The sequence below is a fragment of the Nitrospira sp. Ecomares 2.1 genome (assembly GCF_965152585.1).
Genome location: NZ_OZ224219.1, coordinates 604,707 through 625,854 on the forward strand (window position 1 = coordinate 604,707; position 21,148 = coordinate 625,854).

Consider the following 21,148-nt stretch of genomic DNA (forward strand, 5'->3'; position numbering starts at 1 on the left):
TTTGCTAAAGGGAAGGATTCACTTCTGTGAGGGTTAATGTTGAAGAGCTCAATTTAAAAGATAAGCCGGTTGTAATTAACCGAGTGGCAAAGGTAGTGAAAGGTGGAAAACGCTTTTCATTTTCGGCCTTGGTGGTTGTGGGTGATGGTGATGGTTGGGTGGGTGTGGGAAAAGGTAAAGCGACTGAAGTTCCATCTGCTATAGCTAAAGCCGTGGCTCATGCAAAAAAAAATCTTATCAGAATACCCCTTAAATCGAATACCATACCCCATGAGGTTCATGGATATTTTGGTGGGGAACACATTGTCTTAAAACCTGCCAAGCAGGGTACTGGGATCATTGCAGGAGGAGCAGTTCGCTCTTTGTTGGAAGTGGCTGGTGCTCAGAATATCGTTGCGAAAACCCTAGGTCGTGGGAATCCTTTTAACGCAGTGAGAGCAACCATTCAAGGGTTGAGTCAACTCCGTGATCCACATGAAGTTAGAGAGTTGCGTCGAACCGCTGTCGGGATGGAAGATTAATAGATATCGAAATGACCAGTCAGGAAACCAGGAAATCATGGTGACACCAACCAATCTCTCAATTACATTAAAGCGAAGCACAATAGGCCATCCAGATAAGATGCGTGTGGTTTTATTGGGGCTTGGACTTAGGAAAATTGGACAGACGGTTAGTCGTCCGGATACAGCCCAAGTACGGGGTTTAATTTATAAAGTCAGGCATCTTATTGAGGTTGCAGGTTCATGAAGCTACACGATTTACATCCGTCTCCAGGATCAAGAACCAAGAGGAAACGCCTTGGGCGTGGGCCTGGTTCAGGTTTGGGAAAGACATCTGGAAAAGGGCATAAGGGGTTGTTGGCCCGTTCAGGTCGGGCTAATCAAGCTGGTTTTGAGGGAGGGCAAATGCCGCTCGCCCGAAGATTACCCAAACGTGGGTTTACAAACATTTTCCGGATTCAATATTCCGTAATAAATCTTAAAGATTTGGTTGCTCAGGAAAAAACTACGAACTTTAACCCAACCGTATTTAATGAAATTGGGTTAACTAAAGGCCGAAACCAACAAATTAAAATACTTGGATCTGGTGAAGTCGACCGTCCTATAGTTGTTGAAGCACATAAATTTAGTGATTCTGCCAAACAAAAAATTGAGAATGCCGGGGGGCAAGCAAAGGTGATTGGCCGTGCTTGAGCGGCTTGTCACGAGCATTCAAAATATTTTCAAAATTCCGGAGTTGCGTAGCCGGGTAATTTTCACCTTGTCTATGCTTGCAGTATATCGAATCGGGGCTCATGTCCCCACACCCGGAATTAATAATGAAGAACTTTTTAAGTTTCTTACTGAACGAGGCGGAGCCCTCATGGGGTTCCTTGATATTTTTTCTGGAGGCGCATTATCGAGATTGACGATTTTCGCCTTGGGCATAATGCCCTATATTAGCGCCTCAATTATTTTACAGCTCCTTACGGTCGTTGTTCCGCATCTTTCGAAATTAGCAAAAGAAGGAGAACGAGGAAGAAAGACGATCATTCAGTATACCAGGTATGGGACGATCCTTATTGCCCTAATTCAAGGATTTGGTATTGCTCTTGGCCTTGAAGGCATGAATGATGGGGCATTTGTTCTTGACCCTGGTTGGCCGTTTCGATTGATGACAGTGATTACGTTGGTAGCCGGAACGGCCTTTCTTATGTGGTTAGGAGAACAGATTACCGAACGCGGGGTGGGAAACGGAATTTCCCTTATAATTTTTTCAGGTATCGTTGCTAGTCTTCCAAGTGCGGTGGTTCAAACATTTGATCTATATCAGGTTGGTCAAATCAGCCTCCTCTTACTGCTAATCCTTGGGGTCGTGATGTTGGCAGTAATGGGGGCTATAGTGTTTCTGGAAAGCGGACGAAGAAAAATTGCGGTTCAATATGCCAAGCGAATAGTCGGGAGACGGGTTTATGGTGGGCAAAACACTCATATACCTTTGAAAATAAATACGGCTGGTGTGATCCCGCCAATTTTTGCTTCATCAATAATCGCATTTCCAGCCACGATAGCAAGTTTCATACAGGTGCCGTGGGTTCAAAGTATCGGTGCGCAATTAGCCCCGGGTTCTTTGTTGTATACGATGCTATACGTTGGGATGATTATCTTTTTCTGTTTTTTCTATACCGCTGTGGTTCTTAACCCTGTTGATATGGCAGACAACATGAAAAAATATGGGGGATTTATCCCTGGGGTAAGACCTGGACAAAAAACTGCGGACTTTATTTATAAGGTACTGACAAGGATTACTTTTGCTGGAGCAATTTATTTAGCAATTGTATGCGTTATTCCGGAACTTTTGATTTACAGACTAAATATGCCATTTTACTTTGGGGGTACCTCACTTTTGATTGTCATTGGAGTGGGTTTGGATACCGCCCAACAAATTGAAAATCATATGCTCATGCGGAATTATGAGGGCTTTCTTGGAAAAGGTTCCTTGAAGGGAAGAAGTGGTTAATGGAATGAGGGTGATATTTCTTGGTCCTCCAGGAGTTGGAAAAGGTACCCAAGCCGAATTTATTGCAAAAAAATTCGGGATTCAAAAACTTTCGACCGGAGATTTGCTTAGGGAAAGCGTTGATCGTGGTACAACGCTTGGAAAAGAAGCTAAGCTTTTCATGGAACGTGGGGAATTAGTTCCCGATAATGTAGTAATTGGTTTGGTTGAAGAAAAATTGGCATCTTCAGAGTGCCGTGAAGGTTTTCTGTTAGATGGATTTCCTCGAACGGTAGCCCAAGCAGATAAATTGTCAACGTTTTTGGGAGGGAATGGAGAGGCCATTGATCGTGTTGTATATTTTTCTCTTCCAGAATCTGACATAATCGAACGAATAAGTGGAAGAAGGAGTTGCCCAAAATGTAAGGTAGTATATCACCTCAAGTCCATACCACCAAAAAAAAATGGGGTATGCAATGAATGTGAAGTGCCACTTATCCAACGAACTGATGATAAACCGGAAACTATTCAATCCAGATTGGTTGTATATCAAAAGCAAACAGAGCCCTTAATCCAATATTATAAGGACCGGGGAATTCTTTCAGAATTGGATGGGTCAGGGGTAGTTTCTACGGTTCAGGATAGATTGGTAGCTCTCCTTACCCAGTCAAGATAGAATGATCATCATAAAAACGGCTGAGGAAATTGAACTCATTGCTCGTGCCGGGAAAATTGTAACTCATTGTCATCAATTGCTGGTAAATGCAGTGAGACCAGGTATAACTACCTTGGAATTAGATAGGCTTACAGAGGAATGTATTCTTGAAATGGGTGGAATTCCAGCTTTTAAAGGGTATAGAAATTTCCCCAATAGTCTTTGTGCATCTATTAACGAAGAAGTCGTTCATGGAATACCCTCAAGGCGTGAATTGAAAGAGGGAGATATCATCGGATTGGATGTGGGGGCCATTGTTGAGGGGTTTTATGGAGATGGAGCTGTGACAGTTTCGGTTGGGGCCGTTCCTGAAAAAATTCAATTATTGATTGAAGTCACTCGAGAAGCCCTACTTAAAGGACTCGAAAAGGCTGTTGTGGGTAATCGTCTTTCAGATATTTCTTTTGCCATTCAAACACATGTAGAAAATCATGGGTATTCGGTTGTGCGTGATTTTGTGGGCCATGGTATTGGGCGCCAGTTGCACGAAGAGCCTCAGGTTCCAAATTATGGAAGGCCAGGACAGGGACCGCGTTTAAAGCCTGGTATGGCTCTTGCCATAGAGCCAATGGTTAATCTGGGAGGATCGGCGGTCAAAGTCTTGAAAGATGGATGGACGGCAGTCACTTGCGATAATTCACTTTCTGCCCACTTTGAACACACAATCACAATTGAAGCGAATGGTGCGCCTCGCATTTTAACAGGTTAGTCCTAGGTTGGAGGTCAGGTAAATTTCCTCATGGGAAAAGAAGATATTATCGAGGTTCAAGGGGCAGTAACAGAAACTTTGCCGAATGCGATGTTTCGGGTTCAGTTAGAAAATGGACATAGGATATTAGCTCATATTTCTGGAAAGATGCGGATGCATTTTATTAGAATTTTGCCAGGAGATAAGGTGACAGTGGAATTATCTCCATATGACCTGACTCGTGGACGGATTACCTATCGGTTTAAATAGAGGTTGTTATCGTGAAAGTTAAATCATCAGTAAAACCAATTTGTGTTAAATGTAAGGTCATTCGCCGCAAAGGGGTTGTAAGAGTTCTATGCACAAACCCCAAACACAAGCAGCGACAGGGGTAAGGTTCGTCAATGTTTTTGGTGGATAGATTAAGCCAATCCCTAGAGAGAGGAAAGTAAGAAATGGCTCGTATCGCAGGCGTAGAATTGCCGGTAGGAAAACGGATCGATGTTGGATTAACCTATATTTTCGGAATTGGTCCTGCCAGTTCACGGGATATATTGCAAAAGACGGGTGTTTCTCCTGAAACGAGGGTGAAGGACCTAGAAGAAGATGAAGTGGTCCGTTTGAGGGAGACAATTGACAAGGATTACGACGTAGAGGGTGACCTTAGGAAAGAAATCACGATGAGTATTAAACGTTTGATGGATATCGGAACTTATCGTGGGTTACGACATCGGAAAGGTCTGCCGGTGAGAGGTCAGAGGACAAAAACAAATTCACGAACGAGAAAAGGGCGACGTGGGGCTATTGGGGGAAAAGTTAGGAAATGAGCTGCTGAAAGGGATCTTTCATGAGTGTTAAAAAGGGAAAAAAGAAGGATAGAAAAGTTTTACAAGTCGGTATCGTGCATATCATGGCCTCATTTAATAATACCATCGTGACGATAACGGATATGACCGGTGGGGCTGTAACTTGGGCCAGTGCCGGTAGTCAAGGATTTAAGGGGTCGAGAAAGAGCACCCCATTTGCCGCTACGCGGGCAGGTGAAGTGGCGGCAAAAAAAGCAATGGAATTTGGCCTTCGACAAGTGGATGTCTATGTAAATGGCCCTGGGTCTGGACGAGAAGCCGCAGTGAGAGCCCTTCAATCCGCTGGTTTGCGAGTCAATCTTATTCGTGATGTAACGCCGATTCCCCATAATGGGTGTCGGCCTCCTAAGCGAAGGCGAGTGTAATTTATCAGAGAGGTTTTTGTAGATTATCGGTTTTTCGTGAACTGGAGATAGGGGGAGAAAGTCCATGGCCAAATATACTGGTCCTGTATGTCGGTTATGTCGGCGTGAGGGAGTGAAGTTGTTTTTAAAAGGCACTAGGTGTATGACTGAAAAATGCGCAATTGAGCGTCGAAGTTATCCTCCTGGACAGCATGGGCAGTCACGGCGAGGCCGTGCGACGGAATATGGCACTCAGCTAAGGGAAAAACAAAAGCTTCGGCGTGTATATGGTATGCAGGAACGACAATTCCTGAATACCTACCATCGAGCCGTCAGACGTAAGGGGATCACCGGCGAGCATTTGTTGAGCCTGCTAGAGCGAAGACTTGATAATGTTGTGTATCGCCTGGGATTTGCCTCATCACGTGGCCAAGCCAGACAGTTGGTGAATCACGGTCATGTGATGTTAAATGGCCGAAAAGTCACTATTGCTTCGGTAACCGTGAACGTCGGGGATATTATCGAAATCAGGGAGAAGAGCCGTCAGCTTGTTCCGGTCCAAGCCGCCCTGGAAATTACCAGTGGTCGGGGAGTTCCGAATTGGTTAGAGATGGAGCGGAATTTATTAAAGGGTACCGTCCAAGCCATTCCCACTAAACAGGACATTGATGTTCTGGTCAATGAACAGATTGTAGTGGAGCTGTATTCACGGTAAATTTTCCTGCCGGAGATAGAGCGGATGTTTCGAATGGATCACATATATGGCCTTGGGACCAAGAAAGGGAGACGCGATCCTTATGATAAATAGCATGAAGGATTTCCAAATACCCACGAAGTTGGAATTGGAAAAGGACACTGCTTCACCTACTTATGGCAAGTTTACGGCCGAACCATTTGAGCGAGGTTTTGGAACCACCATGGGGAATTCCCTTAGGCGGGTCTTGCTTTCTTCGCTTCCTGGAGCAGCTGTCACCTCCGTAAAGATTGAAGGAGTATATCATGAGTTTTCGACCATTCCCGGTGTGACCGAGGATGTTACGATTATCATTTTGAATATTAAGGCGTTACGGTTGCGTTTGCATTCTGACAAGGCTAAGGCGATACGCCTGAAAAAGAAGGGGCCTGGGGAAGTGTTAGCCGCAGATTTATCTGTAGACCCGGACGTGGTAGTTTTGAACCCAGATTTTCATATTGCTACTTTGGATAAAGATGGGATGTTGGATATTGAACTCATTGTGAAACCTGGACGTGGGTATGTTCCTGCTGAACGGAATAAAGAAGAAGGGTTGCCAATAGGGGTCATCCCGGTAGACTCTGTTTTTTCTCCCATTAAACGGGTTAATTTCAGTGTGGAAAGTGCTCGGGTTGGTCGGATCACAGATTATGATAAACTCATTCTGGAAGTGTGGACGGACGGAAGCATAACTCCGCAGGAAGCTGTCACCTCAGCGGCAGGAATTCTTCGCAATCATCTTGATATTTGCCTGCCATCTGAAGAAAGGGGAGAGCCAGCTCAAGAAGAGGGTGGAGATGAGAGCAAGATGTTGATTAACCAACATCTATTTCGAAGTGTAAATGAATTAGAACTGTCGGTCCGCGCTGCAAATTGCCTGAAAAATGCTAACATTAAATCAATAGGTGATTTGGTTCATAAAAGCGAAAATGAAATGTTGAAGACTAAAAACTTTGGGAAAAAATCATTGAATGAAATTAAAGAGGTCTTAGCAGAAATGGGGTTGACCTTAGGAACCAAAGTGAGTGAAGTGACAGAATCCCAAACCTGAACTTTTTTCAAAGGACGTGTATTGTGCGTCATAGAAAACGCGGTAGACAATTAGGGCGAAACAGTAAACATCGGTTGGCTTTATTTAGAAATTTGGTCACATCTCTCATGGAACATGAGCGAATTGAAACCACGGAGGCTAAAGCGAAAGAACTTCGTGGGATCACCGATAGACTGATTACTCTTGGGAAGCAAGGAACTCTTCAAGCCAGAAGAGGGGCTTTGCGTGTGTTACGAACCAAACAAACGGTTCAAAAGCTTTTTGATGACGTTGCCAAGCGTTTTCCTGAGAGGAACGGTGGCTATACAAGGATTATTAAAACTCGTCAACGCCCAGGGGACGCAGCAAAACTGGTAGCTATTGAATTGGTTGAAAAAACGAATGAATCCGATAAGGAGATAGTTTCCTCAACCCCCAGTTAGAAATGTATAGAGCGTAGTCTTTTAAATCTATCATTCTCACTGCTCCTATTCCTCCAGCATAGTTTCTTCTCTCCTCCTTCAATATGTCACAGGGTTAAGGTCTTTTATTTACTTGACCTGGACCCTGTGCTATTCTTTTTTATGGGTTTTTTACCCTAAGGGTGGTCGTTCGACCGAGCAGGGATAAATGCAATTTTATGGTACGAGAGCGGTTTTAACTCTGCTAGTTTTAGGTATGACAATATTTATCGGAAGTCGTGTGATAAATCACATGCAAACACGAAGCCAAGACACAACTTTGGTAACATTAGAGGAACAGCAAGGAGCTGACGCGTGGATTCAGGGATTTAATTACCGTCAAACTCGATCCGGCTCAACAAAATGGGTTGTAAATGCTGATCAAGCTAAGGTCTTTGATAAAGAGCATGTAGCCAAGTTGGAAACGGTTCAAGTCCACCTTTTTGATGGAGAGTTTCAAAAGGAACAATTAAAAATTACCTCTGAAAAAGGCGTAATGAATACATCAAGCAATGACTTTGAGTTAATAAGCAAAAATGAAAAAACTGTTATGACTTTTGAGTCTGGTTATCAAGTGTTTTCAGATAAATTGACCTGGAACGAAGAAGCACGGCAGATACACACTCCGGATCAAGTGCTTATCAAAGGGGATGGCTTAACCATTACCGGAACAGGATTAGAAGGAGACGTGGATAAGCGTGAGTTTCATTTGCTCAAAAATGTTCGTGCTGAGTTGGTGTCGCCATAAGAGTTTCATTGCCGATCTCATTCGGTTGGTTGATATTTGCGATTATACTGGTCCACGTTCCCATTGTGGCAATGGGAGAAGAGCCAAAAGCCTCTACGGTCATTACTTCGAAGACGATGACGGCCAGTAGCGAAAAAAATGTCGCCATCTTTCAAGGGGCAGTCAAAATGGTTCAAGGCGAACTGGTGGTGCATTCCGATGTGATGATCGTGTATTTCAAAGAAAAAGCACCTTCAAATCCCTCTCCTGCAACAGATTCAGGAGCCAAATCAGAATCTGGAAATGAAATTAATTATATTGAGGCGAAAGGGAATGTGAGAATTGAAAAAGGGGAAAGTCGAGCTACCAGTCAACATGCCTTGTATTACAAATCGGAAGAAAAGGTTATCTTGACCGGTTCTCCCGTAGCCTGGCAGACCGGAACAAGAATTAGCGGTCCCAAAATGACCATGTTTTTAAAAGAAAACCGGAGTATGGTAGAAGGTGGAACCCGGGTAATAATTGATGGATCGGAGCAAAATTAGAATTTGCAGGCTTGTAATCCGACTGCCATGATTCTTGGTGTATTCATCGTGCTCCCATAAAACTGGATTTTTGATTGTGATTGACAAGGGCCGATCAACCCAATCATGGTTTGATCGTAGATTCTGTGACTTGAGTTTGAGGAATCTGCTCGGTTCAACGTTTTCTTGGAAATTGAGATCCGCATGATTGAATCAAGGAATGCAAATGCATGAAGCACGTGGGAAATCTCTTCATAGAATTTCTGCCAAGGATTTAAAGAAGAGCTATAAAGGTCGACAAGTCGTTAGGGGCGTCAGTTTGGAATTGTTGGGAGGAGAAGTTGTTGGGCTTCTCGGTCCTAATGGTGCTGGCAAGACGACGATTTTTGATATGGTGGTGGGGCTTTGTCAACCTGACCAAGGGAAAATATTTCTCAACAACGATGAGATTACTTTCCTGCCCATGTACAAGCGGGCAAGGCGGGGAATTGGATATTTGCCACAAGAAGCTTCAATTTTTCGAAGACTCTCGGTTGAAGATAATGTATTGGCGGTCTTGGAGACGTTAAATCTCCCTGCGTCTGGCCGGAAAGCGAGATTAGATGAATTGTTAGAGGAGTTGGATCTGACTCGGCTTCGTAGACATGGTTCCTATACTCTCTCAGGTGGAGAGCGTCGACGTTTGGAGATTACGCGCGCATTAGCCACAAACCCAAAATTCTTACTCCTGGATGAGCCTTTTGCCGGAATTGATCCAATTGCGGTGGGGGATATTCAAGATATATTAACCAGTTTAAAAAGGAAAAATATCGGCATCTTGATTACAGACCACAATGTCCAAGATACGCTTTCCATTACCGATCGAGCCTATATAATAAGCGAAGGAACGATTTTAGAAAGTGGTCCACCTGATGTCATTGTGAATAGTCCAAAAGCCAGGGCTGTCTACCTGGGCGAACGCTTCAGAATGATGCAATAAAGAGGAAGTGGGTTTCTGCAATGGATCTTCGGTTAGACCTTCGGTTATCTCAAAAGTTGGTGATGACTCCCCAACTGCAACAAGCAATTAAGTTGTTGCAACTCTCACGTTTAGAACTTCAGCAAACTTTGGCTCAACACTTAGTAGAAAATCCCCTCTTAGAAGATTTGGCCCTGGAAGCCCAGGATGAAGAACCTTCAGTGGGAGAAGAGTCTGTGGGACAGGTGAAAGAGCCTGACACCGAAAGTGAGCCTTCAGGTGAGGTCGCGGAGGTTCAACCAACCATCAAAGAAGGCGAGCCGTTGTCCTCCGAAGAGTGGGACAATATTTTGGGAAATGATTGGCGGCCTGCCCAGCGGGAAGAGGCCTACTCGGGAGATGAAGAGTTCCCTTCATATGAACAAACTCTCACCAAACCGACTTCTCTTGAGGAGCATCTGGATTGGCAACTTCGTCTCTCATCTCTTGCAGGGGATGACCGAGATATTGGCAGAATGATCATTGGGAATTTGGATGAAGACGGGTATATGCGCGTGCCTATTGCCGAATTAGCTGAAGACGCCAAATGCTCTGTTGAACATGTTGAGGGGGTGCTCCGTCAGATTCAGCAGTTTGATCCTCCAGGCGTTGCGGCTCGGGATTTGGCAGAATGCTTATTGATCCAACTGGATCATCTACAACATGATGAGACTGAACTAACCTCTCATTTGCAAGCAGCGGTGCCCATGCATGTGGTGGCTGCTATCCTGAAAGATCATTTAGTCGATCTTCAGAAAAAACGGTATCAGTCTGTAGCCAAAACATTGAGCGTGACTCTGGATGAAGTCTATGAAGCTGTTCGGGTGATAGAGAGTCTGGAACCGAAGCCAGGTCGCCCCTATTTTTCGGATAGTAACTCAATTATTATTCCAGATGTCTACGTCGTGAAGTATGAAGGGGAGTGGGTCGTGCTGTTAAATGATGATGGCCTCCCTCGATTGAGAATCAGTCCGTATTATCGGCGCCTCCTTTCCCACTCCGGCGAAGATGCTGGGAATACGAAAAACTATCTTGAAGAAAAATTGAAGGGCGCACAATGGATTATTCGGAGTATTGATCAGAGGAACAAAACGATTGTGAAAGTCGTCAAAAGCCTGGTGAAGTTTCAAGAAGCTTTTTTGGAAAAGGGGATTCAGTATCTTCGGCCATTAGTCTTGAAGCAGGTGGCCGAAGATGTGGGTATGCATGAGTCAACAATTAGCCGGGTGACGACCAATAAGTATTTGCATTGCCCCCAGGGAATTCTTGAACTGAAATTCTTTTTTAATGCAGGGATTCAGCGGGCTGACAACCGTGGAGAGGATATGTCCTCTGTTACTGTTCGTGAGATGATTCGGGAGATGGTGGCACAAGAAGATGCAGCCAATCCGTTGAAAGATCAGGAGATCGTCTCCAGGCTCCGTCATAAAAATATTTTGATTGCCCGTCGAACTGTAGCGAAATATCGGGCTGAATTACATATTTCTTCTGCTAGCCAACGAAAAAGAATTCCCACATAATTCTTAACAGCGGACTTCAGGCCCCAGACACAATAGTGAGTGTTGCAGAAAGCTGATCTCATTGAGTCTCAGGTTTCCGTTAGTCTGGTTGAAATGAGCCGGTCCATGCACGATGATTGTGGAAGCGAAACGATGCCGAGTGAGTCACCTCAAGCTTCTCTGAAAAACGATCCGTTGCCACTTCAACTGATGATGGTGACGGGGACGTCGGGATCTGGCAAAACCCAAGCCTTGAAGTGCTTAGAGGATTTGGGCTTTTTCTGTGTGGATAATCTTCCACCGGCCTTATTTCAAAAATTCACTGAATTGTGTATTCAACCTGACAAAGATGTGAGGAAGGTTGCCCTGGGGATTGATATTCGTGAACGGGCTTTTTTTGAGGATCTATTGAGCAATCTCGAAGCTTTACAAAGTGATGGCTGTCACGTTGAATTGCTTTTTTTAGAGGCACATGATGATATTTTAGTCAGGCGTTTTTCTGAATCTCGGCGTCCGCATCCATTACTCCCCCATCGACCGATTATTGAGGGCATTCAATTAGAGCGTGAACGGTTACAAAGTCTTCGGGCTAGAGCCCATCGCGTGCTGGATACGTCGGAGTTTTCCGTTCACGATCTCAAAGCCTGGATCATTAAACATTATCGAGAGAGGGGTGAAGGGCAAGTCCTGAAACTTAGTCTCATGAGTTTTGGCTATAAATTCGGAGTGCCCTTCGATGTGGATATGGTGTTTGATGTCCGTTTTCTTCGCAATCCTCATTTCGTGCCTGACCTTCAGCCTTTAACAGGGGAGCATGGCGATATTCAACGTTTTGTCCTAGACACGAGGGAGGCGAAAGTCTTTCTTGACCATTTAAAAGAATTGTTTGCTTTTTTGTTGCCAATGTTCGAAAGGGAACAACGAAGTTATGTTACCGTTGCTTTCGGGTGTACGGGTGGGAGACATCGATCGGTGGCGATGGTCCTGCGTATGAAAGAGATTTTGAATATTTTGGGCTATGACGTCACGATTCACCATCGAGAAATATCAAAAGAGGCGAATCCAGGCTAATTTCCCTTCGCCCTTGAGTAGCCTTTTCCTCAGAATTAGTTCCCACATTCCAGAAATTTCTGCTTTTAAAGCCCATTCTTTTTGTCATTGTCGCCGTCCTTTCTTTAAGCGACGGTTTTTGACCTCTCATTCAGCAAGCCTGGCATAATAGAGCCATTCCGAAGGGAAGGGAAGGGGAAGGGGATTGGTAAACCAGGCAAACGAGGAGGATTGTCTCCAAGTGTTGGGACCAACCGAATCTAGGTAAAAACACGACATCATATTTGGGAATGGCATTTACAGAGATAATCCAGATACAACCTCAATTGAGGTAAAGGGACATTTGGCCATTATTGTTGAACTAAATAAGATGAATGCAATTTGGAAAGGCATAGCAGAAAGGGTCAGTGGATATTCGTGGAAAAGCCAGAATGTTACAGGCGTGGATGTGGGGTCTCGATTGTTGAAGGCAGTGACCCTAAAACCGAGATATGGCAGTCCTTTCTTACAGGGTGTTGTGATTGAAGCCCTTACCTCTAGATCTAATCTCGATCCCCAATCGGATTTTGAGCAGGACCGACATCTCGTCCAAATTCTCCGAAAACAGTTATCCCCTTCTCCTCGTACTGTGGGCCTTACGGTTTCGAGTTCTCACGTGTTGTTGAAAAGACTGACGTTTCCCAATATGTCGGAAAATGATCTTCGAGAACACCTGGCTTTGGAGCTTGACCGGTATATTCCTCTTGATGTTCAAGGTGCCGTGTGGGACGTGTATCGGCACAACGTCACAGGACCCTTGGACAATGGAAAGGATCAAGCTCTTCTGGTTGTGGCAAAAAAAGAATTTATTGAGGAACGAATGCGACAATTTCAACAGCAAGGGATGAGTGTCGGTTTTGTCGATGTGGATGCTTTCTCACTCGTGAATATGGTTGTCTATAACTATGGCCAAGAAGGAACGTGGCTGATTGTTCATCTTGGACCAACCGGCATTCTTTCGGTGGTCATGGAAGAAGGTCATCCTATACATATTCACCAAGTATCCTACGAGGCCGATTGGTATGGAGACCTGCTTGACGAGATGCAATCGGCTTCTGAAACTTCTGGTAATGGCTATAAGATAGGAGCCTCGGAATCTTTACTTCTCGAGCAATTTTTTAAGGAGACCATCGAGCAGGTTATTCAAACTGCCAAGGATGTTTCGGAAATAACTGACGGGGGAGTCGTGAGGGGCGTATTCCTGTCAGGGGGGTATTCGGTCCTGGAAGGACTCCAATCAAGACTCGCTGATTCATTGGCTGTGTCCGTAATTCTGGTCAATCCCTTCAAAAAGATCGTGGTCCCTCAGGACATTCAACAGGATTGTCGATTTCAGAAAGCCTTGCCTTTATTTGGTGTTGCCGTTGGAGCGGCATTGCGTTGGCTCGACCCTCATGATTGAAATTAATTTAGCACGCCAAATTCAGCGTCAAGTGAGTCCTCATAAGTCTTCCTGGCTGATTTGTATGTTGTTAGGTCTGGTGGTTTTCATGGGTTTTGGGGGGGCGAGTTGGTGGTGGACGAAATCTTTGCAAGAACAGGTTGATGCCTTGCTTCAAGAAAAATCAGTCAAAATGCAGGCTTTAGTTCGGATAAAGGAAAGACTTCAAAATGTGGAAAGTCGTAAGGAGCAAAAAGCGCTTCTTATGACTTCCGTTGGGCGGCTCAGTGACCAGGAGAAAGAAAAGGCTTGGCCGGTAGCTTTGCTGGATGGGGTTAGTCGAAATGTCGGAGACCTTGATATCTGGTTGGAGCGGGTACAACTGGAATCACGGATGGTGGAATTACACGGACAATCGTTAGCACTGGAGGATATTGTGGAATTTATGGAGGCGTTAGAGAATGATCGGATCATCATGAGTTTGCCTGTAGTGGAAATTTTTGAGCGCCCAGAAGGAGAATCAGTGGCCTTTTCCTTTCTGATTCGTTTTGTATGGGATCATCAGGTAACCACATGATGGCGCAGTGGAAGGCACTATCGATCTGGCATCGATTCGGTTTTCTGGTGGGGGTGATGCTTGTCTGTCTGTTGGGTAACCACCTCTTTGTGTGGCAGCAAATGAGTCACTCGCTTGAGGAATTACAACAAGAAGTCGCTCACCTAGATCAGGAACGCCACGGGCTCCTCCAGAAAACAGACTCCTTGAAAGCCATCGAAAGAGAAATCAACGTCTTACGTGAAATTTTGTCCGCTCGAATTCAACAACTTCCTGAACATATTGAATCAAAAGTTTTTCGAAGGGATATCATGGAAATTGCGAAGCGAAAGGGTGTGACGGTTCGGGGGTGGAAGCCCGAAGGTCTTTGGACGGAACTTCAGGGTGCTGAAGCTTCGATTCGGATTGCCGTGAAAGTGGAAGGGGAATTCGAGGGAACAGTTCAATTTTTGGATGACTTGCGTCAGCTTGCATGGGTCGAAAGTATTTCTTCCATTGTCATGGCCGGAAGGTCAGAAAACGAAAATTCATCTACCCTTATCACGAATCTGGTGATGCACGGGTTAACCCCCTTAGGTATTGAACATGTTCAGCAATTGCTTAAAACATGATCGAGCCAATCAACTCCTGGCGGGAATGCGAGGGCACGGTGTCATGTTCATGTGGGGTACGGTCTCAAGGATGGCGGTATACTGGAGATGGTGCGCGAGCTACTCTGTCTGTGTTTGGGGTGTGTTGATTTTTGTTGGGTTAATGGGAGAGGCTGCCGGGAAAGGAGACTCCCCATTGCCTTCTCATCCAAGCAGGTTAGCAAAAACCAGGGTAGATCAGGATAATGCCAGACACGCTGTCGTGAATCGTCGAGACCCTTTCAAACGCATACCGAAGCCCCTGCCAACGCCCAAGGTTTCGACCCAATCAGATACAGAACCGAAAGATGCTCCCCTCGCAGATAATCCAGTCTGGAGACTTCTTGGTGTGATGCATGGCCAGGATGGCCACCAGGCGGTCATTCAGATATCTCCAACTGAGCGAGTTTTGGTACGACCGGGGGTTGAACTTGCTCGATCAGGATGGACGATTAAGACCATCAGTGAGAAGGAGGTGCTACTGGAGTACGTCTCTTCAGCCTCCTCGGTGAGGGGGGCTTCCCCGACAAGAACCTTCATTCTTTCCTTCCCCACCATTCAAAAATCACCATGAATATTTTTGTTGAGAAAGCCTGAAAAAACCTTCATAATCCATACTCTTGAAGTCTAGGGGATGATTCGTCAACCCATTTGCGCTCATCGAAAGGGGTTATTAGGCGTTCAACAATACCCGTCGACTAAGTTCGCAGCTCCATACTTGATACGTTTGGGAATGGATAAGAGGAGACATGCCACCGGCATGAGTGTGTAATCCTGAAAAAAGGAATGAAATGTTGAGATATTTAAATGCGGGGGAATCCCATGGGAAAGGTCTCATGGCGGTGGTGGAGGGAGTTCCGTCAGGTTTGCCGGTCGTGGCCGATGAAATTAATGCAGATTTGATCCGTCGGCAAGGCGGATATGGTCGTGGTGGCCGGATGCGCATTGAAAAAGACCGGATTGAATTTATTTGTGGGGTTCGAAAAGGGAAAACTTTGGGAAATCCCTTAGGGCTGTTGATCTGGAATAAAGACTGGGAAAACTGGAAAGACATCATGGCGTCAGAACCTGGTCCCCCCTCCACCGAACGCGTGGTGACTCGTCCACGACCGGGCCACGCAGATTTGGTTGGAGCCATCAAGTATGGGCATCGGGATATCCGCAATGTGCTGGAAAAAGCCAGTGCCAGAGAAACAGCCATCAGAGTGGCTATTGGTGGGGTGGCGAAGGCGTTGCTCGCCCAGTTTGATATGCGGGTGGTCAGTTATACGATGGATATTGGAGGCGTTGCGGCCCCCAGACCGAATGACCCGTTGATGGCATATGAACATGCAGAACAATCTGACGTACGATGCCATGATCCGGAGACGGCAAAAAAAATGATTGAACAGATTCGGGCAGCCAAACATAAAGGGGACTCCTTGGGTGGAATTTTTGAAGTCGTGGTGACGAACGTTCCGATTGGGCTAGGGACTTATGCTCAATGGGATCGGCGACTGAGTGCTCGCTTGGCATTTGCTGCGATGAGTATTCAAGCTATGAAGGGGGTCGAAATTGGAATGGGTTTTGAGTCGGCCCGCCGTTTTGGCTCTGAAGTGCACGACGATATCTACTTTGATACAGCCACAGGACAATTTATCAGAAAGTCGAACAATGCTGGTGGGTTGGAAGGCGGTATTACTAATGGGCAACCGATTGTTCTGCGGGTGGCCATGAAACCCATCGCGACCCTTTACACTCCCAAAGACAGTGTGGATATTGAAACTAAAGAATCGTTTGAGGCCACCGTGGAGCGTTCGGATATTTGTACTGTACCGGCTGCCGGTGTTGTCGGAGAAGGGGTGATTGCATATGAAATGGCCAATGCCTTAATTGAAAAATTTGGTGGAGATACGTTGGATGAAATGAAAAAAAATTTTGAGGCTTATCAAGAGTATGTCCGAACGTTTTAAGTGCTTTGGCCTGAGCTCCTATCGTGGCAGATTTTTTTTGTTGCTTGTAATGAGACCGTTTTCTGGTGATTTCCGCTAGATGAATATCTCTGAACTCTCGAGACACGTTCCGGTTTCTTTAGGAGACCGGAGCTACCACGTTCTTATCCAACCGCAAATTCTGCCTCAGATTGGCCGTGTGCTTCAGGATGTTGGATTATCCGGTCAAGTTGCCATTGTGACCAATTCAATCGTCAATGAGCTCTACGGTAGAGTCGTTTTCCGGTCCTTGAAGCGGTGCGGGTTTTCTCCATTTTTTGTTGTGATTCCCGATGGAGAAAAAGCTAAATCTATGTATTGGCTGTCAAAAATACTGGATGAACTGGTCAGGCAACGACTTGAGCGCCAGGAAGTGGTGTTGGCGTTAGGTGGGGGGGTCGTGGGAGATGTGGCTGGATTTGCGGCCTCTGTCTATCTGCGCGGTGTTCCCTTCGTCCAAGTCCCGACGACATTGGTGGCTCAGGTAGATTCGAGCGTGGGGGGAAAAACAGGGGTTAACCATCCAATAGGAAAAAATTTGGTCGGCGCATTTTATCAGCCACGTGTCGTTGTCGTTGATCCGCAGGCGTTGCAATCTCTTCCGAAACGTGAATGGGTCGCAGGTTTAGCGGAGGTGATTAAGTATGGCATGATTGCCGATCCGAAATTTTTTGAATATTTAGAGCAAAACATAGATGGCTTACGAGAACAAGCAGAGGATGTGATCCCTACCGTCATTCGGCGGTGTTGTGAAATTAAAGCCGAAGTTGTGGGCGGAGATGAACGGGAATCGGGGCGCCGCCGAATTTTGAATTATGGCCATACCGTAGGCCATGCACTGGAAACTTGGGGACGCTATAAAACATGGATTCATGGAGAGGCTGTGGGAATCGGCATGGTGCAGGAAGCCGCAATGGCGCAATTTTTAGGGATGTGTACTAATGAGCTTGTTGAGCGGCAACGTGATTTGATTCAGGATGTCGGGTTGCCCATTGCTATGCCCTCAATGACATTCATGGATCTCTGGGGGGCCATGCAACATGACAAAAAGGTGGTAAAGGGCCAAATCAATTGCGTGGTACCCACCTCAATTGGGAATGTCCAAGTTGTGCCCCTTGTTCGGCAACGTATTCGTCAATGGTTCACTGCCAGTCAGTCCTCCCGCGTGAAACGATTGAAGTCCGTTCCAGAGACATTGAGTCGTCCACGTCTATCCAGGAAACAAAAATAACATGGCTCAGGTCCGTCCTTCGACCATAGAAGACCTGAAGCACCTCGTTCGGGAACGGAGCCGTGAAGTGCAGATTCTTCACCGAATCAGCGAATCCATTAGTGGTTCTTTGGAGCTGGAAACAGTATTAAAGCAAATAGTGGAGGTGGTTGTTGAAGTGACGAAGGGGGATGCCTGTCTGTTGTATTTGATCTCTGAAACAACAGACGAACTTATTCTGCGTGCATCAAAAAATCCTCATCCCCGGCTCATCGGGCGGATATCTATTGGTCTGGGTGAAGGGATTACCGGATGGGTGGCACGAGAAAAAGTTCCAGTGGTGATTTCCCGCAATGCAAGTGATGACGCCAGATTTAAGTTTTTTCATCGTCTGCCGGAAGATCGTTTTCAGGCGTTTGTGTCAGTTCCCATCACAAGTAAGGGGAGAATGATCGGAGTCATCAATGTTCAGCATAAGCGGCCGAAACGGTATGCCGAAGAAACGCTAGCCCTCTTACTGACCATTGCTAATCAAGTCGGCGGAGCCATTGCCAATGCCAGATTGTATGATGATATGCGGCAAAAAGCGCGCCGGCTTGAAACTCTTTCCCAAGTGTCGGAAACTGTGGCGTCTAATCGACTGATAGAGGATGTGCTGCAATTAATTGTGACTATGACCGCTCAGCTGATGAATTCAAAGATCTGCTCGATCATGCTGGTCGACCAGGCTTCTGGGGAACTTCGCATTGCTGCCACTCAAAGTCTGAGCGATGCGTACCGGCGGAAGCCACCTTTGAAGGTTGGGCAGAGCATGAGTGGTCGGGCTGTGCAGGATCACCATCCGGTGTATGTCTCGGATGTAAAGGCGGAAGAGGGATATTTTTATCGGGATTTGGCGAAACAGGAAGGATTGCATTCTTTATTGTCCATCCCCATGCTCATGAAAGAAAATCCGATTGGGGTGATAAATGTATACACTTCCAGTTACCATGCGTTTTCAGATGAAGAAGTGATCACGCTTCAAGCCATTGCGAATCAATCCGCCGTCGCCATAGAGCACACTCGGCTTATGGAAAAATCGTTTGAGATGCAGGAGGCCCTGGAAGTGCGAAAATTGGTAGAGCGTGCTAAGGGATTTTTAATGGCGTCTAGGGGATTGTCAGAACCTGAAGCGTTTCGTCTTATGCAACGACAAAGCATGAATCTTCGAAAATCCATGAGAGAAATTGCAGATGCGATTATCCTCGCGGAGGAACTTCAACGGGCGACTCAGTAGGCATCCCTAGGACGATTCATCATGGACATAGGAATTTGAGGAAAGGTTTTTTGAACGGACTCTTCATCACTTGTATAATACGCTGAAGGGCGACAACGACGTCTTCCTGTATATGTTAGCTCAAAGGACAATGGCGTCCTCGGTTCCGCTGGGACAGAGGACGTTTTTTTTATCATGATGCTTCGATTAGCAATGGTGCAGATGAATGCGGTCGTTGGGGATCTAGAGGGGAACACGCGCACCATTTGCGGATGGATTCGCGAGGCCAAAAAAGCCAAAGCGGATGTGGTGGTCTTTCCGGAATTGGCGGTGTGTGGATATCCTCCAGAAGATCTTCTCCTCATGCCCCAGTTTCTATTTAATATAAGTCGGATGCGGGACCGTATTGCCAAGGTCACGAAGGGGATTATGGCCGTAGTGGGAAGCGTAATCGAATCTGATCGTCCTGCTCAACATTCCATCCTGGGCTCCGGGCTTGATCGAAGGAAGCCCTTAAATGCGGCGTGGGTTTTGGTCGATGGACAGGTGAAAAGATCATATGCCAAATCAAAGTTGCCCAATTATGGAGTGTTTGATGAAGAACGGTATTTTCAACCGGGACGAACCAGTCCGGTCTACTGCCTGGGCCCGTTACGTATCGGAATCAATATTTGTGAGGATATATGGTTTGCCAATGGTCCGGCCAGCCAGCAGGCAGCGTATGGCGGTGCTCAGCTTATCCTAAACATCAATGCTTCTCCTTATCACATTGGGAAAACCCAAAGTCGTGAACACATGTTGGCGGTTCGGGCTAAGGCTAACAATGTAATGGTTAGTTATACCAATATGGTTGGAGGCCAGGATGAATTGGTCTTTGATGGGAATAGTCTCGTCATGGATTCCACCGGTCGAATACTTGCGCGGGCAAAAGCCTTTAAAGAAGATTTCTTGCTTACCGACCTCAATATTCCGTCAATACGAAAGGGGAAATTCAAAAGGTCTGGAAAAGAACCTGAATTCGATGCCGATGAGGTTCGGATTCCGATGATCCGCATGGGATGGACACCAACGTGGCCGAAGTCTGGAGTTCCAAGTGTCATAAGGCTCACACCGGTAATCGGAGAGATGGAAGAAATCTACCGGGCACTCGTGCTGGGAGTGCAAGATTATGTGAGGAAGAATGCCTTCTCCAGGGTTCTTGTCGGTATCAGCGGAGGGATTGATTCGGCTTTGACCGCATTGATTGCCCGAGATGCTTTAGGCGCGTCCAATGTCATGGGTGTCATGATGCCATCCCCCTATACTTCTAAGGAAAGTCGTGAGGATGCTCGCCGGCTAGGGAAAAAATTAGGAATCGATATGCGGAGTCTTTCAATATCAGGCGTATTCAAGACTTTTCTTCGGGTGTTGGGCAAATCCTTTCACGGCTGTCAGGCTGATACGACAGAAGAAAATCTCCAAGCCCGCATCCGAGGAACCCTGCTGATGGCTCTTTCCAATAAGTTCGGATACTTAGTGCTGACGACGGGGAATAAAAGCGAAATGAGTGTGGGGTATGCCACACTGTATGGGGATATGGCTGGAGGGTTTGCCGTTATCAAAGACATTCCCAAAACAAAAGTGTATCAGCTTTCTCGATGGCGAAGCGAGTATAGGGGCTCTTGTTTTGATCGAGTGATTATTCCAGAAAGAATTCAGGTGCGCGCCCCTTCCGCTGAGTTGAGGCCTGATCAGACAGATCAGGATGCCCTCCCTCCCTATCCGATGTTAGATGCCATTCTTCAGGCCTATGTTGAGGACAATGAGTCAATGAATAGGATTGTGAAGATGGGCTATGATTCTCATGTTGTCCGAATGGTCATGGGGATGGTAGATCGCAGCGAGTACAAGCGTCGACAAGCGCCAGTGGGCATTAAAATTACTTCGAGAGCGTTAGGAAAAGATCGGCGGATGCCGATTACGAACCGATATGTTTCGGGAGATTAACCTGAATGCC

The 21,148-nt window shown here is 46.0% G+C and carries 26 protein-coding genes; 25 read left to right on the forward strand and 1 reads right to left on the reverse strand.

Features of this window, described 5'->3' with window-relative positions; genetic code table 11:
* Window positions 1–26: 26 nt before the first annotated feature.
* The 21 genes from rpsE (at window position 27) to pilO (ending at window position 14,699) form a co-directional block, all read left to right on the forward strand.
* A complete protein-coding gene (gene rpsE, locus ACWHYD_RS02805; protein WP_447964408.1) occupies window positions 27–521 on the forward strand; it encodes a 30S ribosomal protein S5 in 495 nt (164 codons plus the stop codon).
* Between the two features lie 37 nt (window positions 522–558).
* Window positions 559–747 carry a 50S ribosomal protein L30 gene (rpmD, locus tag ACWHYD_RS02810; protein WP_447964409.1) on the forward strand — a complete coding sequence of 63 codons (189 nt, stop codon included), beginning with the start codon at window positions 559–561 and terminating at the stop codon, window positions 745–747.
* A complete protein-coding gene (rplO, locus tag ACWHYD_RS02815; RefSeq protein ID WP_447964410.1) occupies window positions 744–1,193 on the forward strand; it encodes a 50S ribosomal protein L15 in 450 nt (149 codons plus the stop codon). Before rpmD ends, rplO begins: the two co-directional genes overlap by 4 nt.
* A complete protein-coding gene (secY, locus tag ACWHYD_RS02820) occupies window positions 1,186–2,499 on the forward strand; it encodes a preprotein translocase subunit SecY (protein WP_447964411.1) in 1,314 nt (437 codons plus the stop codon). Before rplO ends, secY begins: the two co-directional genes overlap by 8 nt.
* Before the next feature lie 4 nt (window positions 2,500–2,503).
* Window positions 2,504–3,154 carry an adenylate kinase gene (locus ACWHYD_RS02825; protein ID WP_447964412.1) on the forward strand — a complete coding sequence of 217 codons (651 nt, stop codon included), beginning with the start codon at window positions 2,504–2,506 and terminating at the stop codon, window positions 3,152–3,154.
* A 1-nt stretch (window position 3,155) separates the two neighbouring features.
* Entirely contained in the window at window positions 3,156–3,902 is a 747-nt protein-coding gene (gene map / locus ACWHYD_RS02830; protein WP_447964413.1) for a type I methionyl aminopeptidase, read from the forward strand.
* Window positions 3,903–3,932: 30 nt separating this feature from the next.
* The gene (infA, locus tag ACWHYD_RS02835; RefSeq protein ID WP_447964414.1) at window positions 3,933–4,151 is read left to right on the forward strand and encodes a translation initiation factor IF-1; all 219 of its coding nucleotides are present in this window, start codon (window positions 3,933–3,935) and stop codon (window positions 4,149–4,151) included.
* An 11-nt stretch (window positions 4,152–4,162) separates the two neighbouring features.
* Window positions 4,163–4,276, forward strand: a complete 114-nt coding sequence (rpmJ, locus tag ACWHYD_RS02840) for a 50S ribosomal protein L36 (protein ID WP_312646280.1) — start codon at window positions 4,163–4,165, stop codon at window positions 4,274–4,276.
* Between the two features lie 60 nt (window positions 4,277–4,336).
* Window positions 4,337–4,708, forward strand: coding sequence for a 30S ribosomal protein S13 (gene rpsM, locus ACWHYD_RS02845; protein WP_447964415.1), 372 nt, complete (start codon window positions 4,337–4,339; stop codon window positions 4,706–4,708).
* A gap of 20 nt (window positions 4,709–4,728) precedes the next feature.
* Entirely contained in the window at window positions 4,729–5,112 is a 384-nt protein-coding gene (rpsK, locus tag ACWHYD_RS02850) for a 30S ribosomal protein S11 (protein WP_342346637.1), read from the forward strand.
* Between the two features lie 64 nt (window positions 5,113–5,176).
* Window positions 5,177–5,806 (forward strand): 30S ribosomal protein S4, encoded by a 630-nt coding sequence (rpsD, locus tag ACWHYD_RS02855; RefSeq protein WP_447964416.1) that lies wholly within the window; start codon window positions 5,177–5,179, stop codon window positions 5,804–5,806.
* Window positions 5,807–5,888: 82 nt separating this feature from the next.
* Complete coding sequence (locus ACWHYD_RS02860) at window positions 5,889–6,875, forward strand: DNA-directed RNA polymerase subunit alpha (protein WP_447964417.1); 987 nt, start codon at window positions 5,889–5,891, stop codon at window positions 6,873–6,875.
* 23 nt (window positions 6,876–6,898) lie between these two features.
* Window positions 6,899–7,297: a 50S ribosomal protein L17 gene (gene rplQ / locus ACWHYD_RS02865; RefSeq protein ID WP_447964418.1), complete on the forward strand. Its 399-nt coding sequence runs from the start codon at window positions 6,899–6,901 to the stop codon at window positions 7,295–7,297.
* A 187-nt stretch (window positions 7,298–7,484) separates the two neighbouring features.
* Window positions 7,485–8,063, forward strand: coding sequence for an LPS export ABC transporter periplasmic protein LptC (gene lptC / locus ACWHYD_RS02870; RefSeq protein ID WP_447964419.1), 579 nt, complete (start codon window positions 7,485–7,487; stop codon window positions 8,061–8,063).
* Between the two features lie 8 nt (window positions 8,064–8,071).
* Complete coding sequence (locus ACWHYD_RS02875) at window positions 8,072–8,587, forward strand: LptA/OstA family protein (protein ID WP_447964420.1); 516 nt, start codon at window positions 8,072–8,074, stop codon at window positions 8,585–8,587.
* 205 nt (window positions 8,588–8,792) lie between these two features.
* Window positions 8,793–9,545 carry an LPS export ABC transporter ATP-binding protein gene (lptB, locus tag ACWHYD_RS02880; RefSeq protein WP_447964421.1) on the forward strand — a complete coding sequence of 251 codons (753 nt, stop codon included), beginning with the start codon at window positions 8,793–8,795 and terminating at the stop codon, window positions 9,543–9,545.
* A gap of 20 nt (window positions 9,546–9,565) precedes the next feature.
* Entirely contained in the window at window positions 9,566–11,083 is a 1,518-nt protein-coding gene (gene rpoN, locus ACWHYD_RS02885) for an RNA polymerase factor sigma-54 (protein WP_447964422.1), read from the forward strand.
* A 132-nt stretch (window positions 11,084–11,215) separates the two neighbouring features.
* Complete coding sequence (gene rapZ / locus ACWHYD_RS02890) at window positions 11,216–12,133, forward strand: RNase adapter RapZ (protein ID WP_447964423.1); 918 nt, start codon at window positions 11,216–11,218, stop codon at window positions 12,131–12,133.
* 349 nt (window positions 12,134–12,482) lie between these two features.
* Complete coding sequence (pilM, locus tag ACWHYD_RS02895; RefSeq protein ID WP_447964424.1) at window positions 12,483–13,553, forward strand: type IV pilus biogenesis protein PilM; 1,071 nt, start codon at window positions 12,483–12,485, stop codon at window positions 13,551–13,553.
* On the forward strand, window positions 13,546–14,109 hold the full coding sequence (locus ACWHYD_RS02900) for a PilN domain-containing protein (RefSeq protein WP_447964425.1): 564 nt from the start codon (window positions 13,546–13,548) through the stop codon (window positions 14,107–14,109). The genes pilM and ACWHYD_RS02900 overlap by 8 nt, the downstream gene beginning before the upstream one ends.
* Window positions 14,106–14,699: a type 4a pilus biogenesis protein PilO gene (gene pilO / locus ACWHYD_RS02905; RefSeq protein ID WP_447964426.1), complete on the forward strand. Its 594-nt coding sequence runs from the start codon at window positions 14,106–14,108 to the stop codon at window positions 14,697–14,699. The genes ACWHYD_RS02900 and pilO overlap by 4 nt, the downstream gene beginning before the upstream one ends.
* 402 nt (window positions 14,700–15,101) lie before the next feature.
* Here the strand turns inward: pilO and ACWHYD_RS02910 are convergent, their stop codons facing one another.
* Window positions 15,102–15,257 carry a hypothetical protein gene (locus tag ACWHYD_RS02910; RefSeq protein WP_447964427.1) on the reverse strand — a complete coding sequence of 52 codons (156 nt, stop codon included), beginning with the start codon at window positions 15,255–15,257 and terminating at the stop codon, window positions 15,102–15,104.
* 251 nt (window positions 15,258–15,508) lie between these two features.
* Here ACWHYD_RS02910 and aroC point away from each other — a divergent pair, with 251 nt between their 5' ends.
* From aroC to ACWHYD_RS02930, 4 genes are all read left to right on the forward strand, one after another.
* A complete protein-coding gene (aroC, locus tag ACWHYD_RS02915) occupies window positions 15,509–16,669 on the forward strand; it encodes a chorismate synthase (protein WP_447964428.1) in 1,161 nt (386 codons plus the stop codon).
* A gap of 79 nt (window positions 16,670–16,748) precedes the next feature.
* Window positions 16,749–17,918, forward strand: a complete 1,170-nt coding sequence (aroB, locus tag ACWHYD_RS02920) for a 3-dehydroquinate synthase (protein ID WP_447964429.1) — start codon at window positions 16,749–16,751, stop codon at window positions 17,916–17,918.
* A 1-nt stretch (window position 17,919) separates the two neighbouring features.
* On the forward strand, window positions 17,920–19,173 hold the full coding sequence (locus tag ACWHYD_RS02925; RefSeq protein WP_447964430.1) for a GAF domain-containing protein: 1,254 nt from the start codon (window positions 17,920–17,922) through the stop codon (window positions 19,171–19,173).
* A gap of 174 nt (window positions 19,174–19,347) precedes the next feature.
* Window positions 19,348–21,138 carry an NAD+ synthase gene (locus tag ACWHYD_RS02930; protein ID WP_447964431.1) on the forward strand — a complete coding sequence of 597 codons (1,791 nt, stop codon included), beginning with the start codon at window positions 19,348–19,350 and terminating at the stop codon, window positions 21,136–21,138.
* The last annotated feature ends 10 nt before the right edge of the window (window positions 21,139–21,148 follow it).